We start from the raw sequence: 19,103 nt of genomic DNA on the forward strand, positions 1-19,103 counted from the left end.
ATCCCTTGCGAATGGCTATGGCATTCGCGGGGAGAAGCGGCCTTGCGGTCGCTCCTTAGGATGAGGGCGGAGTTGGGGCGACGGCTATAGGTATTTCGGCTAAGCCATTCACCAGCCGCGCGATTTTCGCGCGGTTTGGCGTTGAAACCTTCAGCCCGCTCGGCTAGGTCTGGCGCAATTCGTCACACCAGAACCGGAGCTTTCGATGCGTCTTGACGCAATCCCCCTCGGCGCCAAGGCGCCGCATGAAGTGAACGTCGTCATCGAGGTTGCGGTTGGCGGTGAGCCGATCAAATACGAGATGGACAAGGCGTCCGGCGCGCTGTTCGTCGATCGCTTCCTCTACACGCCGATGCGTTATCCCGGCAATTACGGCTTCATCCCGCACACGCTCTCCGGCGACGGCGATCCCTGCGACGTGCTGATCGCCAACACCCGCGCCATCGTGCCGGGCGCCGTCATGGCGGTGCGCCCGGTCGGCGTGCTGTTGATGGAAGATGAGGGCGGCCAGGATGAGAAGATCATCGCTGTGCCGACCTCGAAGCTCACCCAGCGCTACGACAAGGTGAAGAACTACAGCGACCTGCCGCAGATCACGCTGGACCAGATCCAGCACTTCTTCGAGCACTACAAGGACCTTGAGCCTGGCAAGTGGGTGAAGGTGGTGCGCTGGGCGGATGCCGCCGAAGCGCATAAGCTCATCCAGGAAGGCATCGACCGCGCCAAGGCCGAGAAGGCCAAGTCCTAAAGGAGATGGGCTAAACAGCGTGCGGTCCCGGGGGAGCTTCCGATGCGCCGCATGCTGATCTGGTTTCGCAACATCATCCTCGCCGCGGTTGCCATTGTCGTGGTGCTCGCGGCGGTGGTTTTCGTGAATACGTTCCGGCAGGGCTCGCGACAGATCGCCGTAGCGCCCGTGCCGAAGGTCGCGGTGGACGAACAGGCCGCGGCCAAGCGCCTGGCCGAGGCGATCCGCTTCCAGACGATTTCCAACGCTTTCAATCCAGATCAGGCGGCGGGTCCGCTGCGCGCCATGCAGGCGCATCTCGCGGCGAGCTTCCCGGCCTTTCATGCCGCGACCACGCGTGAGGTCGTCGGCGGCTACAGTCTGCTCTACACGTGGCAGGGCAGCGATCCCGCCGCCGGGCCGATCGCGCTGCTGGCGCATCAGGACGTGGTGCCGGTGGCGCCGGGCACCGAGAAGGACTGGCAGTATCCGCCCTTCGACGGCGTCGTCGCCGATGGTTTCATCTGGGGGCGCGGCTCCTGGGACGACAAGGGCAATCTCTACGCGATCCTTGAAGCCGCCGAGGCGATGGCGAAGGCCGGTTTCCGCCCGAAGCGGACGATCTATTTTGCGTTCGGCCATGACGAGGAAGTGTCAGGCACCCGCGGTGCCACGGCGATCGCAGCACTGCTGAAATCGCGCGGCGTGAAGCTCGACTTCGTGCTCGACGAAGGCCTGCTGATCACCGAAGGGATCTTAAAGGGACTCGACAGGCCGATGGCGCTGATCGGGGTGGCCGAAAAGGGCTATGCGACCCTGGTGCTGAATGCGCGCGCGACGCCCGGCCATTCCTCCATGCCGCCGCGCGAGACGGCCATCGGCATGATGAGCGCCGCGCTCACCCATCTGGAAAATGCGCGGCTGCCGATGCAGATCCGCAGCACGGTGGGAGAGATGTTCGCCACCATCGCGCCGGAGATGAGCGGTTTCAATCGCGTGGTGCTGTCGAATCTGTGGCTGTTCAAGCCGCTGCTGCTGCGCGAATTTGAGAAGAGCGGGCCGACGGAAGCGACGGTGCGCACGACGACGGCGCTGACCATCTTCAATGCCGGCGACAAGGACAATGTGTTGCCGGGCAACGCCGAGGCGGTGGTGAACTTCCGGCTCTTGCCGGGCGATACGCAGGCCAGCGTGACCGAGCACGTGCGCAAGGTGGTCGGCAATGAAAAGATCGAGATCAAGCCGTATCCGGGCAACACCGATCCGCCGCCGGTGACGGGTACCGCGAGCGCTTCCTATCGCGCGTTGAACACCACGATCCGCGAGGTGTTTCCGGATGCGCTGGTGGCGCCTGGGCTGATGGTGGCGGCGACGGATTCGCGGCACTATGCGGATGTGACCGACAACATTTTCCGTTTTTCACCGGTGCGCGCGAACGAACAGGATCTCAAGCGCTTCCACGGTACCAACGAACGGCTCAGCATCGCGAACTATGCGGATATGATCCGGTTTTATCGGCGGCTGATGGAGAAGCAGTAGGGCAGTGGCTATCTGTTGCCCCACACTCAGCCCCTCATGGTGAGGAGCGCGCTCTTGCGCGCGTCTCGAACCATGAGCTGGCATCGCTCCGAGCGTGCGGCCATGGTTCGAGACGCGGCCTACGGCCGCTCCTCACCATGAGGGGCGGAGTGCCTTACACCGCCGGAGCCTTCAGTCCGTTGATCGCGCTGGCTGCACGCAGCGTGTTGACCAGCAGACACGCCACCGTCATCTGGCCGACGCCGCCCGGCACCGGGGTGATGGCGCCGGCGGTCTTCAGCGCCTCCTGATAGGCGACGTCGCCGACCAGCTTCGATTTGCCATCCGCGGCCGGCAGGCGATTGATGCCGACATCGATCACCGTGGCGCCGGGCTTGATCCAGTCGCCGCGCACCATTTCCGCTTTGCCGACAGCGGCGAAGACGAGATCGGCCTGTGCCGTCAGCTTCGGCAGATCGCGCGAGCGCGAATGCGCGATGGTGACGGTGGCGTTCTCGTTCAGCAGCAATTGCACCAGCGGGCGGCCGACGAGATTGGAGCGGCCGATCACGATGGCATTCATGCCTTCCAGCGAGGGATGCACGCTCTTCGCCAGGATGATGCAGCCGAGCGGCGTGCAAGGCGACAGCGCGTTCATGCCGCTGGCGAGACGGCCGGCATTGACGGGATGCAGGCCGTCGACATCCTTGGCAGGGTCGATGGCGTTGATGACGGCCTGGGTGTCGAGGCCCTTCGGCAGCGGCAGCTGCACGAGGATGCCGTGCACGGTGGGATCGTTGTTGAGCTTCTGCACCAGCGCGATCAGATCGCCTTGCGCGACATCGGCGGGCAGCACGTGTTCGAAGGAGGCCATGCCGGCTTCCTGGGTCTGCTTATGCTTGCTGCGCACATAGACCTCGGAGGCGGGATCGTTGCCGACCAGCACCACGGCGAGGCCCGGCGTCAGGCCGTGATCCTGCTTCACGCGCGTCACTTCGGCGGCCACGCGGGCGCGCAGTTCTGCGGCGATTGCTTTTCCATCGATCACGCTGGCGGTCATGCAGGGTCTCCGTCGTCAGAAGGGGCGGCTGCGAGGGCGCGCAGCAGCAGCCCGAGTTTGTGAGGATCGCCGTTCACGGCGATCTGTTTGATGCGGGAGGTGGCGCCCGACAGCAGCCGGACATCCCGCTTCGGCACCTTGAGTTGCGTCGCCAGCAGTTCTGTCACGGCGCGATTGGCTTCGCCGCCTTCGGCGATAGCGCGGACGCGCAGCTTCAGCACCGCGCGACCGTTGGCCATGGTCTCAACCCCATCGATGTCGTCGCGGCCGCCGCGCGGGGTCACGCGGACGGCGATGCTGACGCCGTCGGCGCCATATCGCCAGGGATCGGCCAACGTATCAAACGACGTAAGGATAGATGTAGTAGCCGATCACCCGCTGCAGGAAGATGATGATCAGGATCACCACGATTGGCGACAGATCGAGGCCGCCGAGATTCGGCAGCATCCGGCGGATCGGCGCCAGCACCGGCTCGGTGATGCGGTACAGGAACTCGCCCACTGCGGCGATGAACTGGTTGCGGGTGTTCACCACGTTGAAGGCGATCAGCCAGGACAGGATCGCCGAGGCGATCAGCAGCCAGACGTAGAGATCGAGGACGATCAGCACGATATCGAGAACGGCGCGCATGGCGGAGGGAGCTCGCGGGTTGGATCGCGGATGGGATAGAGGCTAAATATCGGTTCGGCAGGGTGCAAACAAGGGAAGGGCGGGGCAAAAAGGCCCGGAAAATCGAGACTTTGCGCTGTTTGCGGGTCGTTCTTGACTTGCCGTTAACAGGGATTGTAAATGGCGCCCATTCCAGACCTGCGCCGCTTCGCGGCACAAGTTCTCGACGGGCCCATAGCTCAGCTGGGAGAGCGCGTCGTTCGCAATGACGAGGTCGGCGGTTCGATCCCGCCTGGGTCCACCACGCTTCGCCAAGAGGCTTCGCGTGGCGCAGCCATGCGAAGCCTCTTGGCGAAGCGTGGTGTCCGGCGAAGCCCGAAGGGCGAAGACGGACGGAAGTTGAAACTCCGAAACGCGGATTTTGTAGGGACGAATCCCCCCTAAACCTGCCCCACCCGCGTCAGCTGCAGCTTCGCCACTGCTCCCGCGATAAAGCTCCTTGGAAACAGACGGAGCAGGATCGGGACGATCTTGATTCCGAGGCCCGGAAATACTGTGCCCTTGTTCGCCATCAGGCTCTTATAGGCGAGGGCCGCCACATCCTTCGGCGACACGCCGAGAATCATCGAATCCAGGCCTGGCTTGAAGCCCGCGCGCGCCTGGAATTCCGATGGCACCGGACCGGGGCACAGCGCGGTCACGCGCACGCCCTTGGGGCCGAGCTCCTGCCGCAGCGCTTCGGTGAAGGACAGCACATAGGCCTTACTGGCATAGTAGACGGCCATGCCAGGGCCCGGAATCAGGCCGGCGATCGAGCTCACATTGAGGATACCGCCCTTATGACGGATCACAGCCGGTGCCAGACGCAGGGACAGATCGGTGAGCGTGCGGATATTCAGGTCGATCATGCGCAGCTGCGCGTCGCGGTCCATGTCGACGGCGAATCCGAACATGCCGAAACCGGCATTGTTGATCAGATACTCCACTTCGACATCGGCGCTTCGCAGCGCGTCTTCGACCGTCGCGCAGGCGCCGGGCTGCTCGAGATCGCAGGGAATGATGATGGGCGCCGGACCGCCGGCGGCGACGATCTCGTCCGACAGCGCGACGAGGCGATCGGTGCGTCGTGCCACCAGCGCCAGACGGTGCTTGTGCGCGGCGAAGACACGGGCCATCTCGGCGCCAATTCCCGCCGAAGCACCGGTAATCAACGTCACGCGCTCGGTCACAGAAATTCTCTTGCCCGTATGGCCTGAAGACGAATGGTTCTAACTAACGGGTAATAGGGATATCATTGATGTGCAAGCGCGAATGACCACCGGAGTACCAGGGCCAGGTCGGCGCATGTGTCGCGGTGTCGCAAATCGCGCATCGAAGCATCAGCAATGTGCCGTTCGGGTCAGGCTGTCTCGGCCGTATCGCCGGCAACGCGGCGCTTGAGTTCGACACGGTCACGGGCGGATACACCGAGCAGATCGGCCGCGCGCCACACCACGTTTTCCTCGAACTCGCTGACCTTGCCATCGGCGAAGACCAGCTCCCACATCATCTCGACCAGGCGGATGCGACCGGGCTCATCGACCACGCGCATGATGACGCTGGTGAAGTGATAGAGATCGACGGCTTCGCCTTCGACCAGCGTCGCGGCTTCGATCAGGCGATCTGCGGTACCGGGGTCGAGTTCGAAGCGTGTCTCGATCAGGCTATGCAGCTTGGCCTGTTCGACTTTGGACGGCGCCCCATCGATCGAGATCACGTGGATCAGCAGCGCCGTGGCAGCGAGCCGGAAGCCGGTATCGTCGAACTTCTGGTCGGCGTTGGCGTCGGGAGACACCACATCGGTGATGAACTGGCGCAGTTTCTCGAGCATGGGATTTTATGAACCGGATGGGGCATTCGCCTTGCGGTGAACAAGACTGGTGCGTTGTGGCGCGGAAAGGGAACGCACACAATACACAGCGGTTCCTGACGGCGTCATTACAGTTAAGCAAGGCTTTGCCGGCTCATGGAATCTCGTAGACCAGAACCTTGTCGGCAATGCCGCGTAAAGCGGCAGCCTTTTCGATAGGCATCGCCCCCGATTTTTGCAGGATCGCTTCGACGCCTTTCGCGGAAACGATCGGCGATGTCACATGAATGGATTGTGACGTGGCGAGTCCCTGCACGCGTGCGGCAATATTCACGGTCTGGCCGAAATAATCCTGCCGCTCGTTGAGCATGACCGCGAGGCATGGCCCTTCATGGATGCCGATCTTGACCACGAGGTCGCGGGTTTCGCGTTCGTCATTGAGGCGCTCCATCGCCTTGCGCATTTCGATCGCGGCAAGCAGCGCCTGTTCGGGATGCGTGAAAGTAGCCATCACGCTATCGCCGATGGTCTTCACCACGGCGCCGCCCTCGGCCGCGATGATGTCGAGCAGGGCATGGAAGTGAGCGCGAACGAGATCGAAAGCGGCGAGATCGCCCACGCGCTCATACAGCGCGGTAGAGCCCTTGAGGTCGGTGAACAGGAAGGTCAGTGAGGTGATATTCAGCCGCTGGTCGATGCTGAGATTGTCGGCCTTGTAGAGATCGCGAAAAGTCTGGTTGCTGAGGATCCGCTTGGCGGTGAGGAACGGCTTGCGCTTGCCAATCAGGAGGTGGAGCGCATCGGCGGCCACAAGGATCGAGGGCAGCACGCGGGTGCTGGTCTGATTGTCGTAGGAGATTGTCAGCGGGCCGGGCCGCATGGTGGTGGTCAGCGTCGGCGCATGTTCGTTCTTGTAGGTGAGCGACAGCTGCCGTGCCTCGTCGGTCGGCTCGCCCTGCACGTCGATGAAATGCGCCGTATGCGTCACCGGATCGAACAGGATGATGAATTGCGGCGGTAGCATCAAGCTGAGCTCCGCTTTTTGATGCGCAGGCAATTCGCGTGCATCGAGCACCACGTCTTTCGACAAGGTGGCCAGCGCGTCAGCATTGAATTCGATGCCCGAACTCCAGAAGACCTGGCGGTAGTATTCCCAGATAGGCAGCGAATTCGGATCGTGCGCAGCGACGCGGCGGATACGCGGCGCGATGGTGAAGGCGACTTCCACCTGCTCGTCCACGGATGCGGCGTAGCCGCGACCGCAGAGGCCGCACTGGTAATCATCGCTGCGCAGCGATTTTAGCGTGCCATGAGCATCGAGCACGCCGCCGCAGCCGGGGCACATCACATTCCAGGTGAGATCGAACAGGCCGAGCTTCGAGGCCTGCAGGAAGCCGGCGATGACCTTCTCCTCGTTAAGGCCAGTGCGAACAGCGAAGTCCAGCGGATTGACGCGGTTGAGTTCATGATCGGCGCCGTCCTGTGCCAACAGCGCAATGGCCTCGGCGACCGCGGGATCGGTGACCTCCTTGAGACGCGAGAACTGAGAGAGGATGTCGGACATGGAGAGAAGATAGGGTGAGTTGGTGATAAGGCCAAGACGTCGACGAATTCGCCCCTCACCATAAAGAGACGATGACTAGCGCCTCTCGATCCGGAACATGGGCGAGCGATCCGGTTGCGTCGTCACCACGCCCACCGGCATCACCGGCTCGCGCTCCGGCAGCGTCACCCGGAAATTGCCGATGATCGTCGCCAGTGCCAGCGTGGCCTCGACGATCGCGAAATGCGCGCCGATGCAGACGCGGGCGCCGACCCCGAAGGGAAGATAGGCGAACCGATCCGGCTGCGGGGCGCCGGGCATGAAGCGTTGCGGCATGAAAGCGTTCGGGTCGGACCAGCGCTTCTCGTTCCGGTGCAGCAGCCACGGGGCCATCAGGGCGATGTCGTCTTTGGCGATTGCCATGCCGTTTACTGTATCCGCTGCACGCGCCGCGCGTGCGATCAAGAAAGCGGGGGGATACAGGCGCATGGTCTCGTCGATCACGGCGCGGGTGAATGTCAGCCGGTCGAGCTCCAGCGCACCCGCTGACATGGCGGTGCGCGCTTCGTTTGCCACGCGCTCCTGCGTGGCCGGATCGAGCGTCAACAGATAGAGCGCCCAGAACAGCGCTGTTGCCGTGGTCTCGTGGCCGGCGAGGATCATGGTCGCGACCTGATCGCCGAGCTGGTCGTCGGAGAATTCGGTGCCGGTTTCCGGATCGCGCGCCGCGAGCATCAGCTCGAACAGGTCGCGCGGCGGTGCGTTGTCCGCCTTGCCAGCGGCGCGGCGTTCCGCCACCAGCATGGCGACGAAGCGGGTCCAGCGCCGGCGGAAGAAATAACGCGGGATGTCCTGCGGCGTCGGCCAGCCTTGCGGCAGCAGCAGATCGAAAAAATGCGGCCTGGCGAGGGTCGCGCCATATTCCATCACGAAGTCGCGCAGCGTCTTGCCGTGTTTGGCCATGCCGTAAGAGAACATGGTGCGTCCGGCGATCTCCAGCGTCATACGCTGCATGATCTCCCGCAAATCCACCGGGCCGTCCGTCTTGCCCTGCAGATCGGCGACGGCGTCGTCGATGGCCGACAGCATGTGCGGCACCAGCGTCGTCACCGCACGCGGCGTGAACGCAGGCGCCAGCGTGCGGCGCTGATGCTTCCAGACGCGGCCCTCGGCGATCAGCAGTCCCTCGCCAAGCATCGGCCGCAGCACGCGGAACGCGGTCGGCGTGCGGGTATAGTTCTCGTAATTGTCGACCAGTACATGGCGGATGGCATCGGGGTCGTTCAGGATGAAGCTGGCACGCCCGAAAAAGCGGCCCTTGATGATGTCGTCCTCGTAGGCCTTCTGGCCCCACGTCTCGATCGCGCTACGGCGCATCGCCGCCATTCTTGCGCGGGCGGTCATGTCGTCAGGCGCCCGCGGCGGGGCGGGCGGCACCACGCGGCGCGGGGGCACGGGAAAGTCGTAGACCTCGGCAATGCTCACGACGGGCCTCGCTCAGTCGATAACGATGCGTGAGCATATCACGCGCTGAAACGGGCGCTATGAGGGCGATATGGGAAGATGCCTCCGCTTGTCATCCCCGCGGAAGCGGGGATCCAGTAGACATCGACAGCCCAATTTCCATCTCTCAGTGTCTACTGGATCGCCCGGTCAAGCCGGGCGGTGACACGAGAGATTTGTGCTGCAGTGCGGGCATCTCGGTTCGGTCGTGGAAACACTGGACAGGCACCGCAATTCGCAGGCATCAACGGGTGGCATGACGGATACGCCGAAGTTCACCCCCACATCGACGCCTTTACCCTCTGACGGCATCGCCGCGCCGCTGCGCTATCCGGTATTCCGGCGCATCTGGCTGGCCAGCCTGCTGTCAAATCTCGGCCTGATGATCCAGAGCGTCGGCGCCGCTTGGGCGATGACGCAGATGACGGCCTCCGCCGATAAGGTGGCGCTGGTGCAGACGGCCCTGATGCTGCCGATCATGATCCTGGCCATGCCGGCCGGTGCGGTGGCCGACATGTATGATCGCCGCATGGTCTCGCTGGCGTCGCTGGCGCTGTCCCTTGTGGGTGCCAGCGCGCTGACGGCGATGGAGTGGACCGGCCACATCACGCCGAACATCCTGCTGGCTTTCTGTTTCATCATCGGCAGCGGCATGGCGTTGTTCGGGCCGGCCTGGCAGTCGTCGGTGGGCGAGCAGGTGCCGCCGCAAGTGCTGCCGCCGGCCGTCGCGCTCAGCGGTATCAGTTACAATATCGCCCGCAGTTTCGGCCCAGCGATCGGCGGCGTGATCGTGGCGGCCGCCGGCGCGGTCGCGTCCTTTGCGGCGAATGCATTGCTCTATGTTCCGCTTTTTGTCGTGCTGCTGCTGTGGCGCCGCAAGGTCGAGGTGTCGCGCCTGCCGCGTGAGCGGCTGAACCGGGCGATGGTCTCGGGCATCCGCTACATCGCCAATTCGCCGTCGATCAGGATTTCGCTGGCGCGCACGCTGATCACCGGCATTTGCGGCGGCTCGATCTCCGCGCTGATGCCGCTGGTGGCACGCGACCTGTTGCATGGCGGCGCACAGACCTATGGCATCATGCTCGGCGCCTTCGGCATGGGCGCCGTGATCGGCGCGATGAATATCGGCCCGATCCGCAAGCATTTTTCCGGCGAGACCGCGATCCGTGGCTGCGCATTGATCATGGGTGTGGCCATCGTTGGCGTCGCGATTTCCACCGAGCCGGTGCTGACCGCAGCGGCGCTGGTGGTGGGCGGCGCAGTCTGGATGGCGGCTATCGCCCTGCTCAATATCGGTGTGCAGCTGTCGGCACCGCGCTGGGTCGCCGGGCGCTCGCTCGCCGCCTTTCAGGCGGCGATTGCGGGCGGCGTCGCCATCGGCAGCTGGGGCTGGGGCCGCCTCACCGACATGGTCGGTGTCGAATGGGCGTTGATCGTGTCGGGCCTTGCGATGCTCGCCTCGCCACTGTTCGGGCTCGTGTGGCGGATGCCGCCGACCGGCGCGCGCGACGAGGATGCGGAGCGTCTTGAGGATCCCGAGGTGCGGTTGCAGCTCACCGCGCGCAGCGGGCCGCTCGTGGTGGAGATCGAGTATCGCGTCGATCAGGATCAGGCGCGGGCCTTCCATGGCGTGATGCAGGACGTGCAGCTGTCGCGCCAGCGCAACGGCGCCTATGGCTGGTCGATCGCGCGCGACATTTCCGACCCGGAGCTCTGGACCGAACGCTATCACTGCCCGACTTGGCTGGATTTTCTGCGCCAGCGCAACCGTGCCACACAGTCGGAACGCGCATTGTATCAGCGCGCGGCGGGCTTCCATCTCGGCCCCGACCCGATCCGCGTTCGCCGCATGCTGGAACGGCCATTCGGTTCGGTGCGCTGGAAGGACGAGACGCCGGATCGCGCCGCGACAGAAGTACTGCCCGCATCGACACCGGCGGGCAGCAGCTGATCCCTTCTTCCCGCTTGCAGGAAGACGTCAAAGATCGAGCGTCACTGTCCGTTATCTGCCAGCACTTTCGCGCAAGCCTTTCCGAGCCGGGCGCGGTTGTCCTTCAGGCAGCCGAGCACGACCATGTCGCCTTCGCTCATCTTGGCGCGGCAGAACCGCGAGACGTCGCGCGCGCAGGCATCCTTGTTTTGAGGCGAGTGCGCGCCTTGCTGCGCCAGCACCGGCGTCGCGAGCAGCAGCAGCGGAACGATCAAAAAGTGTTTCATTGCAATGGTTCCCTGATCAATCGGTCAGTATTGAAGGGGGCGCAGGCAAGACTGCGGGCATGGCGCAATGATGGCGGGAACCGCGCGCTATGCGGCGCGTCACCGTTGTGGAAGTGATGAAACGGAAGTTAGTTCCAGTCTCGGTCCTCATCCTGAGAGTTTGACTGGAAATGCGGTCCGTAGTCTGGCGCTGCTGGTCGCCCAGGCGGAACGCGACACACCGCCCCTCATGGTGAGGAGGCGCGCAGCGCCGTCTCGAACCATGAGCTCGCCTGGCTCAGAGTGTGCGGCCATCCTTCGAGACCCGCGCAAGAGCGCGCTTCTCACCATGAGGGGCTGGAGTTTGTTAGTTCCGTGAACCGCCCATCACCAGATCGTCGCGGTGGATCATCTCGATGCGGCCGGTGATGCCGAGAATGTTCATCGCATCCGGCGACGAGCGTCCCTTGATTTTTTCCGCATGCTCGGCGTCATAAGCCACAAGCCCGCGGCCGATCTCATGCGCATCGGGATCGCGCACGATCACGGCATCGCCGCGCGAAAACGCGCCATCGACGCGGATCACGCCGGCCGGCAGCAGGCTCTTGCCCGCGCGCAGCGCAGCGACGGCGCCGGCATCGATGGTGAGCGTGCCCTTCGGCTCCAGCGAGCCGGCGATCCAGCGCTTGCGCGCGGTGACGGGATTCGCCGGCGTCAAAAACCAGGTGCAGCGTCCGCCATCGGCGATGGCCTGCAGCGGATGATCGATCTTGCCCGAGGCGATGATCATATGCGTGCCGGCAGTGGTCGCGATCTTGCCGGCCTCGATCTTGGTGTACATGCCGCCGCGCGAGAGTTCAGACTCCGCAGCGCCGGCCATGCTCTCGATATCGGCGGTGATGTGCTCGACGACAGGAATCAGCTTCGCATCGGGATTAGCGCCGGGCGGTGCGGTGTAGAGGCCGTCGATATCCGATAGCAGCACGAGCAGATCTGCGGAGGTCATCGTCGCGACGCGCGCGGCGAGGCGATCGTTGTCGCCGTAGCGGATCTCGTTGGTGGCGACGGTGTCGTTCTCGTTGATCACGGGCACCGCGCGCCATTCCAGCAACTTGCCGATGGTCGAGCGCGCGTTGAGATAACGGCGGCGTTCTTCGGTGTCCTGCAGCGTGACGAGAATCTGGCCGGCGCCGATGCCGTGATGGCCGAGCACTTCCGACCAGATGCGCGCGAGGGCGATCTGTCCGACGGCGGCAGCGGCCTGGCTCTCCTCCAGCTTCAGCGGGCCGCGCGGCAGCTTCAGGCGATGACGGCCCAGCGCGATAGAGCCGGAGGAGACCACGAGCACGTCGCGGCCATCCGCATGCAGCTTGGCGATGTCGGCCGCGAGCGCCGCCAGCCACCCTGCGCGCACTTCGCCGATCGCATGGTCGATGAGCAGCGAGGAGCCGACCTTGACGACGATCCGGCGGAAGTTTTTGAGCTCAGGGGACGACATGGTGATGCTTTGTTTCGAAACTGAGAAAATTTGTGTCCCGGACGCGATGCGGCGCGTAGTGCCGCTTCGCTGAGCCGGGACCGTTACAAGCTCCGGCGGTTGGTATGGTCCCGGTTCTGCGGAGCAGCGTAAAGGACGCTGCACCGCGCCCGGGACACAGTCCCGTAAATCATCAGGGGACGGTTCTTAACTCTCCATCGGCGCCCATGGCTCCGCCAGCGCGGCGGACTTCGCCTTGTCGGACACCGGCGCTTCGCCGATCACCTCGACCAGAGCGCGCAGCGCCTCGGGCACGCCTTCACCGGTGGCGCCGGAAATCAGCAGCGGCGTCTTCTTCGACGCGCGCTTCACGCGGTCCTTCTGCTTCTTCAGCTCGTCCGGCTCGACGGCGTCGATCTTGTTCAGCGCGACGATCTCGATCTTGTCCGAGAGGTGGCCGGCATAGGCTTCGAGCTCGCCGCGCACGGTCTTGTAGGCCTTGCCCGCGTGTTCACAGGTGGCGTCGATCAGATGCAGTAGCACGCGACAACGCTCGACATGACCGAGAAAGCGGTCGCCGAGGCCGGCGCCTTCATGCGCGCCTTCGATCAGGCCGGGAATGTCGGCCAGCACGAATTCGCGGCCGTCGCTGTTCACGACGCCGAGCTGCGGATGCAGGGTGGTGAAGGGATAGTCGGCGATCTTCGGCCGGGCCGCGGAGACCTTGGACAGGAAGGTCGATTTGCCCGCATTGGGCAGGCCGACGAGACCGGCATCCGCGATGAGCTTCAGCCGCAGCCAGATCCAGCGTTCCTGGCCGGGCTGGCCGGGATTGGCGTTGCGCGGGGCACGGTTGGTCGAGGATTTGAAATGTGCATTGCCGAAGCCGCCATTACCGCCTTCAGCCAGCACGAACTTCTCGCCGAGCTTGGTGAAGTCATGGATCAGCGTTTCCTTGTCTTCGTCGATGATCTGGGTGCCGACAGGCACTTTCAGCGTGATCGACTCGCCATTGGCGCCGTGGCGGTCCTTGCCCATGCCGTTGACGCCTTTCGGCGCCTTGAAGTGCTGCTGATAGCGATAGTCGATCAGCGTATTGAGGCCGTCCACGACCTCGACGATGACATCGCCGCCGCGCCCGCCATTGCCGCCGGAGGGGCCGCCGAATTCAATATACTTCTCGCGGCGGAACGCCACGCAACCGTTTCCGCCGTCGCCGGAGCGAATGTAAACCTTGGCTTCATCGAGGAATTTCATGGCGTATCCGTATCGCAGGGGGGTGTTTGCGGCAACAACTCATCGCCGCCGACAAGGAGGCCGAATGGCTGCCTTGCTGCGGTTTCAATCGCGTCCTAAAGGACAATGGGGAAACGTTAACGATAGTCTCTGCCGCTCCGAAACTCCGGACCCTCATGGTGAGGAGGCGCGTCTTCCGCGCCGTCTCGAACCATGAGCTGGTTAGGCTCCGGAGTTCGCAGCCATCCTTCGAGACGCGGCCTGTGGCCGCTCCTCAGGATGAGGGACTGAGAGGGTTCTAATAAAGGCGCATATGGGCATGTTTGCGACCATTTCGACCGCAGCGGACAATCGCGCCGCCCGGATAGCCGGTATCGGCCTGATGCTGGCCGGCATCGGCATGTTCTCCTGCGGCGATGCCATCGGCAAATATCTGGTTTCGACCTATTCGGTCGGGCAATTGATGTTCCTGCGTGCCATCGCGGCGCTGACGCTGCTGGCGCCGATGATCTGGCGGCACCGCGGCGACTTCCTGTCGCTGGACCGGCCGGGTTTGCAATTTCTGCGCGTGATGCTGTCCACGCTGGAGGTCGCGGCCTTCTTCTGGGCTGCCGCCTATCTGCCGCTGGCGGACGTCATTACCTACTATCTGGCCTGTCCTATTTTCGTCACCGCGGGTTCGGCGATCTTTCTGCGCGAACCGGTGGGCTGGCGGCGCTGGAGCGCGGTGTGTGTCGGTTTCATCGGCGTGATCATCGCGTTGAAACCGTCGGCACAGATGGTGACCTGGCCGGCGCTGATCGCGCTCGGCGGCAGCCTCTCCTTTGCAGCGCTGATGCTGATCACGCGATCGCTGCGGTCGGCGCCGGATGTGGTGCTGGCGACCACGCAATTCATCGGCACCTTTACCTTCGGGGCGGTGCTGACGACCTTCGGCTGGGTTACGCCGGGTGCTGCCGACCTCGGCCTGTTCTTTCTGGCCGGCATTGTTTCGATCGCGGCGCTGTTGTGCGTGAACCGCTCGTTGAAGCTCGCGCCGGCGAGTGTAGTGGTGCCATATCAATATACGATGATCATCTGGGCGGTGATCTTCGGCTATCTGGTATTCGATGAACTGCCGTCGATTGCCACGCTGATCGGCGCGGCGATCATCATCGCGGCGGGTCTCTATATTTTCCTGCGCGAGCAGAGGCTCGGCAAGATCGCCGACGAAGTGCCGCCGGCGGTGTGAGCGTTGCCTTCTTCACTCTCCCACAAGGGGAGAGGGAAGAAGGAGAGCGGCCATCACCTCCGCGTCGAGCTCGCCCAGTTCTTCAGCGAGCTCCACACGCCCCGCGTCAGCTTGAAGCAATCCACCGGCGTGGACGAACCGATCGCTTCGAAACGATGCAGCTGCACGCCGGTCCACTGGAAGCCGCACTTTTCGAGAATGTTGCGCGACGCCGGATTGGCGACGCGGGCACCGGCGATCAATTGATCGATGGTGAACTCCTCGAATGTGTAGTCGATCGTCGCGCGCGCCGCCTCGGTCGCGTAACCGCGCCCCCAGTGGTCGACACCCAGCCAGTAGCCGAGTTCCGGTGCATCCGGCTCGCGCCAGTCGATGCCGACCATACCGATCGGGCGATAGTCGAGCTCGATCAGGAACACGGCATCGGTAGCGGTCTCGTCATGCAGCGAGCCGACGAACTGCTCCGCATCGCTCTGCGAATAGGGATGCGGCAGCCGGCGGGTGTTCTCGGCAATGCGGCGGTCATTGGCGAGTTCGGTCACCGCGATGGCGTCGGCCATCACGGGCTTGCGCAAGGTCAGGCGCTGCGTTTGCAGAACAGCGGGTCTGTTCTCAACCAGGCGAGGTGTCGGAATATCCTGCAGCATTGTCGGCTCCTGCAGTGCGCCCCGAAGCGACGCACCAAACGAAAAAGGGAGGCCGGTTTCCCGCCTCCCCTCTGGAGCCCAATTCTGGCACTCCGCCGGTTCAACAGGACCCGGCGGACTCCATGTGAGTGTCCACCGTTTATTCGGCCGCGGCCTGGGTGATCGGAAGTACCGACACGAAGGTGCGACCATTGGCTTTGGCTTTAAACTCCACGCGGCCTTCCACCTTGGCGAACAGGGTATGATCCGTGCCCATGCCGACATTAAGGCCGGGGTGCCAGGTGGTGCCGCGCTGACGCGCAATGATGTTGCCGGGAATCACGCGTTCGCCGCCGAAAGCCTTGATGCCAAGGCGCTTGCCAGCTGAATCGCGGCCGTTGCGCGATGAACCGCCTGCTTTTTTATGAGCCATAGCTCGTCTCCGATCTCGATCGATTCAAAGATCAATTCCTCGAAGGAATTGTCTCACGGATTTTCAAATTTGCGCAGCGGATAATTCCGCTGCTGCAGCGATTCTATTTACTCGGCCGCTTCGGCCGGAGCGGCCTTCGGGGCTGCAGCCTTCTTCGGGCGCGGGCCCTTGGTCGGTGCCTTGCCATCGGCGAGGATCTCGCTGATGCGGACGAGGGTCAGCTCGTCACGATAACCACGCTTGCGCTTCGAGTGCTTGCGGCGGCGCTTCTTGAAAGCGATGACCTTGGGGCCGCGCTTGTGGTCGAGAATTTCAACCGCAACGCTGGCGCCAGCAACGGTCGGCACGCCGAGCACGGGCGTATCGCCACCGAGCACGAGCACTTCACCAAGCTGCACGATCGTGCCGGCTTCGCCAGCGATCTTGCCAATCTCAAGTACATCATCCGGAACAACGCGGTACTGCCGGCCGCCGGTTTTGATGACTGCGAACATCGTTCTATTCCTTCGTGTTCGATCCCGTCCTCGAATTGCTCCGGGACGGCTTCTTGTTCAGTCGATAAGGGTTTGGTGTTTTTGGGCTTTTCGATCGACATTGCGATCCCGCACAAAAACAATCGGCGCGAGACGGAGCTTGCGCCGAAGGGTGCTTTATAGAGGGGGATTGCGGAGAGTCAACAACTCCAAGCCGGAAAACTAGCCAAAAACAGGGTCTTGGCCTGTCCCCGTCATTGCGAGGAGCGCAGCGACGAAGCAATCCAGTCTTCAGCTTGTGGCCCTGGATTGCTTCGCTCTGACGGCTGATGGGTCTACGACGCCAGGCTGCGCATTTCCTTGATCAGGTCCGACTTGCCCTCAAAACCGATGCCCGGCAGTTCCGGCATCACGATATGGCCGTTCTCGACCTTCACGCCATCCGGGAAGCCGCCATAGGGCTGGAACAGGTCTGGGTACGACTCATTGCCACCGAGGCCGAGGCCAGCGGCGATGTTCAGCGACATCTGGTGCCCGCCATGGGGGATGCAGCGGGTCCAGGACCAGCCGTAATTCTTCAGCATTTCCAACGTCCTGAGATATTCAACCAGGCCGTAGGAAAGGGCGCAGTCGAATTGCAGCCAGTCGCGGTCCTTGCGCATGCCGCCATAGCGGATGAGGTTGCGGGCGTCCTGCATGGAGAACAGGTTTTCGCCGGTCGCCATCGGCTTCGGATAATGCTCGGCGAGCTTGTCCTGCAGCTCGTAATCGAGCGGGTCGCCGGCTTCCTCGTACCAGAAAAGATCGTATTCTTTCAAAGCCTTAGCGTAATCGATGGCGGTCGCGAGATCGAACCGGCCATTGGCATCGACGGCCAGCTGGGCACCCGAGGGCAGCAGCTTCAATACGTGTTCGATACGCTTGAGGTCTTCGGCCAGCGAGGCGCCGCCGATCTTCATCTTCACGACATTGTAGCCGCGGTCCAAATAGCCTTTCATTTCAGTGGCTAAGCCTTCGAGGCCTTTGCCGGGATAATAATAGCCTCCGGCCGCATAGACGAACACTTTGGGGTTCGCCGTGGTGCCGTAACGCTCTGACAACAAACGGAAAAGCGGCTTGCCCGCGATCTTGGCGACGGCGTCCCAGACCGCCATGTCGATGGTGCCGATGGCCACCGAGCGCTCGCCGTGGCCGCCGGGCTTTTCATTGGTGAACATGGTCGCCCACACCTTGTGGGGGTCGATGTTTTCACCAGTCGAATCAATGAGATCGTCCGGCTTGGCATCGACGATGCGGGGCGCGAAACGTTCACGGATCAGGCCGCCCTGGCCGTAGCGGCCGTTGGAATTGAAGCCGTAGCCGATCACGGGCTTGCCGTCGCGGATCACATCGGTGACCACGGCGACCAGGCTCAGCGTCATTTTACTGAAGTCGATGAAGGCGTTAGCGATGGGGGAGGCAATCGGAGCGGTGCGCTCCCGGACTTCGACAATGCGCATGGAATTTCCTCGATTTCGCGTTTTCGCGTGCGGCGACACAGCGGCCGTCTCGTGGCAGGCCTGAGGCAATACGCCGGTCTCAGCCATCTCTGAAATGGTGATTTTTCATCCAAGACGTTCCAATCTAAGATGGCTGAATGCGCAGCTTCGACCCTGTCTCCCTCCGCCTGTTCATCGCCGTCTGCGAGGAGCGCAACATCGCGTCGGCGGCGAAGCGCGAGGCGATCGTCCCGTCCGCGGTGTCGAAGCGCATCAGCCAGATGGAAGTCGAGGCCGGCGTGCAATTGCTCGAGCGGGGTCGCCGCGGTGTCACGGTGACGGCGGCGGGCGAGGTGCTGTGGCGCTACGCCCGCGAGTCGCTGCAACTGCTCGACCGCATGCAGGCCGAACTCGGCGCCTTCGCCGATGGCGTGCAAGGACATGTGCGGGTGTTCGCATCGAAATCGGCGCTGGCGCAGGTGTTGCCGGAGGATGTGAGCGCCTTCGCCAAAAAATATCGCGATGTGCGGGTCAGTCTCGAAGAGCGCGAGATCTGGGAAGTCGTGCGCGGTGTCGAGGAAGGCCGCGCCGATATCGGCGTGTGCTGGGACGCCGTCGATCTGCGCGGGCTGAAGACACATCCCTATCATCGCGATCGCCTCGCCGTGGTCGTGCATCCCGATCACGCGCTGGCGTCGCGCGCGCGTGTCTCATTCGAGGAGACCATCGACTTCGAACATGTCGATATCGTCGCCCGCAGCATCATGCAGGCGACGCAGCGGAGTGCGGCCGCAGCAGCGGGCAAGCAGATGCGCTATCGCATCCAGGTTTCCACGGTGGATGCCGCCTATCGCGTCGTCGCGGCGCAGCTCGCGGTTGCCATCGTGCCGCAGGAAGAGGCATCCGCGATTCAGCAGACGCTGGGGCTCAAGGTGATTCCCCTCAGCAATGACTGGGCGCAACGGCAATTCGTCGTCGCCGTGCGCAACAAAGGGCTTAGTGTGCCGGCACAATTGTTGCTGGAGAGTTTGCAGGCGAGTGCCGGGGCGTGACGGTGGCCCTGCAATGTGTCTAATATGCCTAGACAAATAAAATGGCGTAGGGCGGATGAGCCGAAGGCGTTATCCGCCGTTCTTCGCCAAAC

Annotated in this window: 19 protein-coding genes and 1 tRNA gene; 6 read left to right on the plus strand and 14 right to left on the minus strand. The window is 63.3% G+C overall.

Annotation, left to right across the window (positions count from 1 at the left end; all coding sequences use genetic code 11):
- Nucleotides 1-205 precede the first annotated feature (205 nt).
- Nucleotides 206-748, plus strand: coding sequence for an inorganic diphosphatase (gene ppa / locus E0H22_RS02125; RefSeq protein ID WP_233024122.1), 543 nt, complete (start codon nucleotides 206-208; stop codon nucleotides 746-748).
- 42 nt (nucleotides 749-790) lie between these two features.
- Nucleotides 791-2,266 (plus strand): M20 family peptidase, encoded by a 1,476-nt coding sequence (locus E0H22_RS02130; RefSeq protein ID WP_233024123.1) that lies wholly within the window; start codon nucleotides 791-793, stop codon nucleotides 2,264-2,266.
- 154 nt (nucleotides 2,267-2,420) lie between these two features.
- Here E0H22_RS02130 and folD read toward each other — a convergent pair whose 3' ends face one another.
- The 3 genes from folD to E0H22_RS02145 are packed head-to-tail and all read right to left on the minus strand — an operon-like array spanning nucleotide 2,421 to nucleotide 3,935.
- On the minus strand, nucleotides 2,421-3,305 hold the full coding sequence (gene folD / locus E0H22_RS02135; protein WP_233024124.1) for a bifunctional methylenetetrahydrofolate dehydrogenase/methenyltetrahydrofolate cyclohydrolase FolD: 885 nt from the start codon (nucleotides 3,303-3,305) through the stop codon (nucleotides 2,421-2,423).
- Nucleotides 3,302-3,640, minus strand: a complete 339-nt coding sequence (locus E0H22_RS02140; protein ID WP_233024125.1) for a DUF167 domain-containing protein — start codon at nucleotides 3,638-3,640, stop codon at nucleotides 3,302-3,304. The genes folD and E0H22_RS02140 overlap by 4 nt, the downstream gene beginning before the upstream one ends.
- 4 nt (nucleotides 3,641-3,644) lie before the next feature.
- Entirely contained in the window at nucleotides 3,645-3,935 is a 291-nt protein-coding gene (locus tag E0H22_RS02145; protein ID WP_233024126.1) for a YggT family protein, read from the minus strand.
- Between the two features lie 207 nt (nucleotides 3,936-4,142).
- Here E0H22_RS02145 and E0H22_RS02150 point away from each other — a divergent pair.
- A tRNA-Ala gene (locus E0H22_RS02150) sits at nucleotides 4,143-4,218 on the plus strand.
- 136 nt (nucleotides 4,219-4,354) lie between these two features.
- On the opposite strand, the gene E0H22_RS02155 is transcribed toward E0H22_RS02150, so the two are convergent.
- The 4 genes from E0H22_RS02155 to E0H22_RS02170 form a co-directional block, all read right to left on the minus strand.
- Nucleotides 4,355-5,143, minus strand: a complete 789-nt coding sequence (locus E0H22_RS02155; RefSeq protein WP_233024127.1) for an SDR family NAD(P)-dependent oxidoreductase — start codon at nucleotides 5,141-5,143, stop codon at nucleotides 4,355-4,357.
- 170 nt (nucleotides 5,144-5,313) lie between these two features.
- On the minus strand, nucleotides 5,314-5,784 hold the full coding sequence (locus E0H22_RS02160; RefSeq protein ID WP_233024128.1) for a tellurite resistance TerB family protein: 471 nt from the start codon (nucleotides 5,782-5,784) through the stop codon (nucleotides 5,314-5,316).
- A gap of 133 nt (nucleotides 5,785-5,917) precedes the next feature.
- Nucleotides 5,918-7,327: an adenylate/guanylate cyclase domain-containing protein gene (locus E0H22_RS02165; RefSeq protein WP_233024129.1), complete on the minus strand. Its 1,410-nt coding sequence runs from the start codon at nucleotides 7,325-7,327 to the stop codon at nucleotides 5,918-5,920.
- Nucleotides 7,328-7,402: 75 nt separating this feature from the next.
- Nucleotides 7,403-8,791: a cytochrome P450 gene (locus tag E0H22_RS02170; RefSeq protein WP_233024130.1), complete on the minus strand. Its 1,389-nt coding sequence runs from the start codon at nucleotides 8,789-8,791 to the stop codon at nucleotides 7,403-7,405.
- Between the two features lie 274 nt (nucleotides 8,792-9,065).
- On the opposite strand from E0H22_RS02170, the gene E0H22_RS02175 reads away from it, so the two are divergent.
- On the plus strand, nucleotides 9,066-10,760 hold the full coding sequence (locus tag E0H22_RS02175; RefSeq protein ID WP_233026067.1) for an MFS transporter: 1,695 nt from the start codon (nucleotides 9,066-9,068) through the stop codon (nucleotides 10,758-10,760).
- A 41-nt stretch (nucleotides 10,761-10,801) separates the two neighbouring features.
- Here E0H22_RS02175 and E0H22_RS02180 read toward each other — a convergent pair whose 3' ends face one another.
- The 3 genes from E0H22_RS02180 to obgE all read right to left on the minus strand — a co-directional run bounded on the left by E0H22_RS02180 (nucleotide 10,802) and on the right by obgE (nucleotide 13,739).
- Nucleotides 10,802-11,026: a hypothetical protein gene (locus tag E0H22_RS02180; protein ID WP_233024131.1), complete on the minus strand. Its 225-nt coding sequence runs from the start codon at nucleotides 11,024-11,026 to the stop codon at nucleotides 10,802-10,804.
- A 346-nt stretch (nucleotides 11,027-11,372) separates the two neighbouring features.
- The gene (gene proB / locus E0H22_RS02185; RefSeq protein WP_233024132.1) at nucleotides 11,373-12,503 is read right to left on the minus strand and encodes a glutamate 5-kinase; all 1,131 of its coding nucleotides are present in this window, start codon (nucleotides 12,501-12,503) and stop codon (nucleotides 11,373-11,375) included.
- A 186-nt stretch (nucleotides 12,504-12,689) separates the two neighbouring features.
- Nucleotides 12,690-13,739, minus strand: a complete 1,050-nt coding sequence (obgE, locus tag E0H22_RS02190) for a GTPase ObgE (RefSeq protein ID WP_233024133.1) — start codon at nucleotides 13,737-13,739, stop codon at nucleotides 12,690-12,692.
- Between the two features lie 292 nt (nucleotides 13,740-14,031).
- Between obgE and E0H22_RS02195 the strand changes: the two genes are divergently transcribed.
- Nucleotides 14,032-14,949, plus strand: coding sequence for a DMT family transporter (locus E0H22_RS02195; RefSeq protein WP_233024134.1), 918 nt, complete (start codon nucleotides 14,032-14,034; stop codon nucleotides 14,947-14,949).
- 53 nt (nucleotides 14,950-15,002) lie between these two features.
- Here E0H22_RS02195 and E0H22_RS02200 read toward each other — a convergent pair whose 3' ends face one another.
- From E0H22_RS02200 to E0H22_RS02215, 4 genes are all read right to left on the minus strand, one after another.
- Nucleotides 15,003-15,596 carry a GNAT family N-acetyltransferase gene (locus tag E0H22_RS02200; protein WP_233024135.1) on the minus strand — a complete coding sequence of 198 codons (594 nt, stop codon included), beginning with the start codon at nucleotides 15,594-15,596 and terminating at the stop codon, nucleotides 15,003-15,005.
- Between the two features lie 139 nt (nucleotides 15,597-15,735).
- Nucleotides 15,736-16,008 (minus strand): 50S ribosomal protein L27, encoded by a 273-nt coding sequence (rpmA, locus tag E0H22_RS02205; protein WP_233024136.1) that lies wholly within the window; start codon nucleotides 16,006-16,008, stop codon nucleotides 15,736-15,738.
- Between the two features lie 107 nt (nucleotides 16,009-16,115).
- Nucleotides 16,116-16,502: a 50S ribosomal protein L21 gene (rplU, locus tag E0H22_RS02210; RefSeq protein ID WP_211911334.1), complete on the minus strand. Its 387-nt coding sequence runs from the start codon at nucleotides 16,500-16,502 to the stop codon at nucleotides 16,116-16,118.
- Between the two features lie 314 nt (nucleotides 16,503-16,816).
- Complete coding sequence (locus tag E0H22_RS02215) at nucleotides 16,817-17,980, minus strand: mandelate racemase/muconate lactonizing enzyme family protein (RefSeq protein ID WP_233024137.1); 1,164 nt, start codon at nucleotides 17,978-17,980, stop codon at nucleotides 16,817-16,819.
- Between the two features lie 137 nt (nucleotides 17,981-18,117).
- Here E0H22_RS02215 and E0H22_RS02220 point away from each other — a divergent pair, with 137 nt between their 5' ends.
- Nucleotides 18,118-19,011, plus strand: coding sequence for a LysR substrate-binding domain-containing protein (locus E0H22_RS02220; RefSeq protein ID WP_233024138.1), 894 nt, complete (start codon nucleotides 18,118-18,120; stop codon nucleotides 19,009-19,011).
- The last annotated feature ends 92 nt before the right edge of the window (nucleotides 19,012-19,103 follow it).

The organism is Rhodopseudomonas boonkerdii (genome assembly GCF_021184025.1).
Taxonomy (GTDB): Bacteria; Pseudomonadota; Alphaproteobacteria; order Rhizobiales; family Xanthobacteraceae; genus Tardiphaga; species Tardiphaga boonkerdii.

Bases quoted from the DNA above. Each gene is read 5' to 3' on its own strand.
- E0H22_RS02195 (WP_233024134.1), top strand. From the start codon at position 14,032: ATGGGCATGTTTGCGACCATTTCGACCGCAGCGGACAATCGCGCCGCC.
- E0H22_RS02160 (WP_233024128.1), bottom strand. From the start codon at position 5,784: ATGCTCGAGAAACTGCGCCAGTTCATCACCGATGTGGTGTCTCCCGAC.
- E0H22_RS02165 (WP_233024129.1), bottom strand. From the start codon at position 7,327: ATGTCCGACATCCTCTCTCAGTTCTCGCGTCTCAAGGAGGTCACCGAT.
- ppa (WP_233024122.1), top strand. From the start codon at position 206: ATGCGTCTTGACGCAATCCCCCTCGGCGCCAAGGCGCCGCATGAAGTG.
- E0H22_RS02145 (WP_233024126.1), bottom strand. From the start codon at position 3,935: ATGCGCGCCGTTCTCGATATCGTGCTGATCGTCCTCGATCTCTACGTC.
- E0H22_RS02180 (WP_233024131.1), bottom strand. From the start codon at position 11,026: ATGAAACACTTTTTGATCGTTCCGCTGCTGCTGCTCGCGACGCCGGTG.
- obgE (WP_233024133.1), bottom strand. From the start codon at position 13,739: ATGAAATTCCTCGATGAAGCCAAGGTTTACATTCGCTCCGGCGACGGC.
- rpmA (WP_233024136.1), bottom strand. From the start codon at position 16,008: ATGGCTCATAAAAAAGCAGGCGGTTCATCGCGCAACGGCCGCGATTCA.
- proB (WP_233024132.1), bottom strand. From the start codon at position 12,503: ATGTCGTCCCCTGAGCTCAAAAACTTCCGCCGGATCGTCGTCAAGGTC.
- E0H22_RS02215 (WP_233024137.1), bottom strand. From the start codon at position 17,980: ATGCGCATTGTCGAAGTCCGGGAGCGCACCGCTCCGATTGCCTCCCCC.
- E0H22_RS02130 (WP_233024123.1), top strand. From the start codon at position 791: ATGCGCCGCATGCTGATCTGGTTTCGCAACATCATCCTCGCCGCGGTT.
- E0H22_RS02220 (WP_233024138.1), top strand. From the start codon at position 18,118: ATGCGCAGCTTCGACCCTGTCTCCCTCCGCCTGTTCATCGCCGTCTGC.
- E0H22_RS02175 (WP_233026067.1), top strand. From the start codon at position 9,066: ATGACGGATACGCCGAAGTTCACCCCCACATCGACGCCTTTACCCTCT.
- folD (WP_233024124.1), bottom strand. From the start codon at position 3,305: ATGACCGCCAGCGTGATCGATGGAAAAGCAATCGCCGCAGAACTGCGC.
- rplU (WP_211911334.1), bottom strand. From the start codon at position 16,502: ATGTTCGCAGTCATCAAAACCGGCGGCCGGCAGTACCGCGTTGTTCCG.
- E0H22_RS02200 (WP_233024135.1), bottom strand. From the start codon at position 15,596: ATGCTGCAGGATATTCCGACACCTCGCCTGGTTGAGAACAGACCCGCT.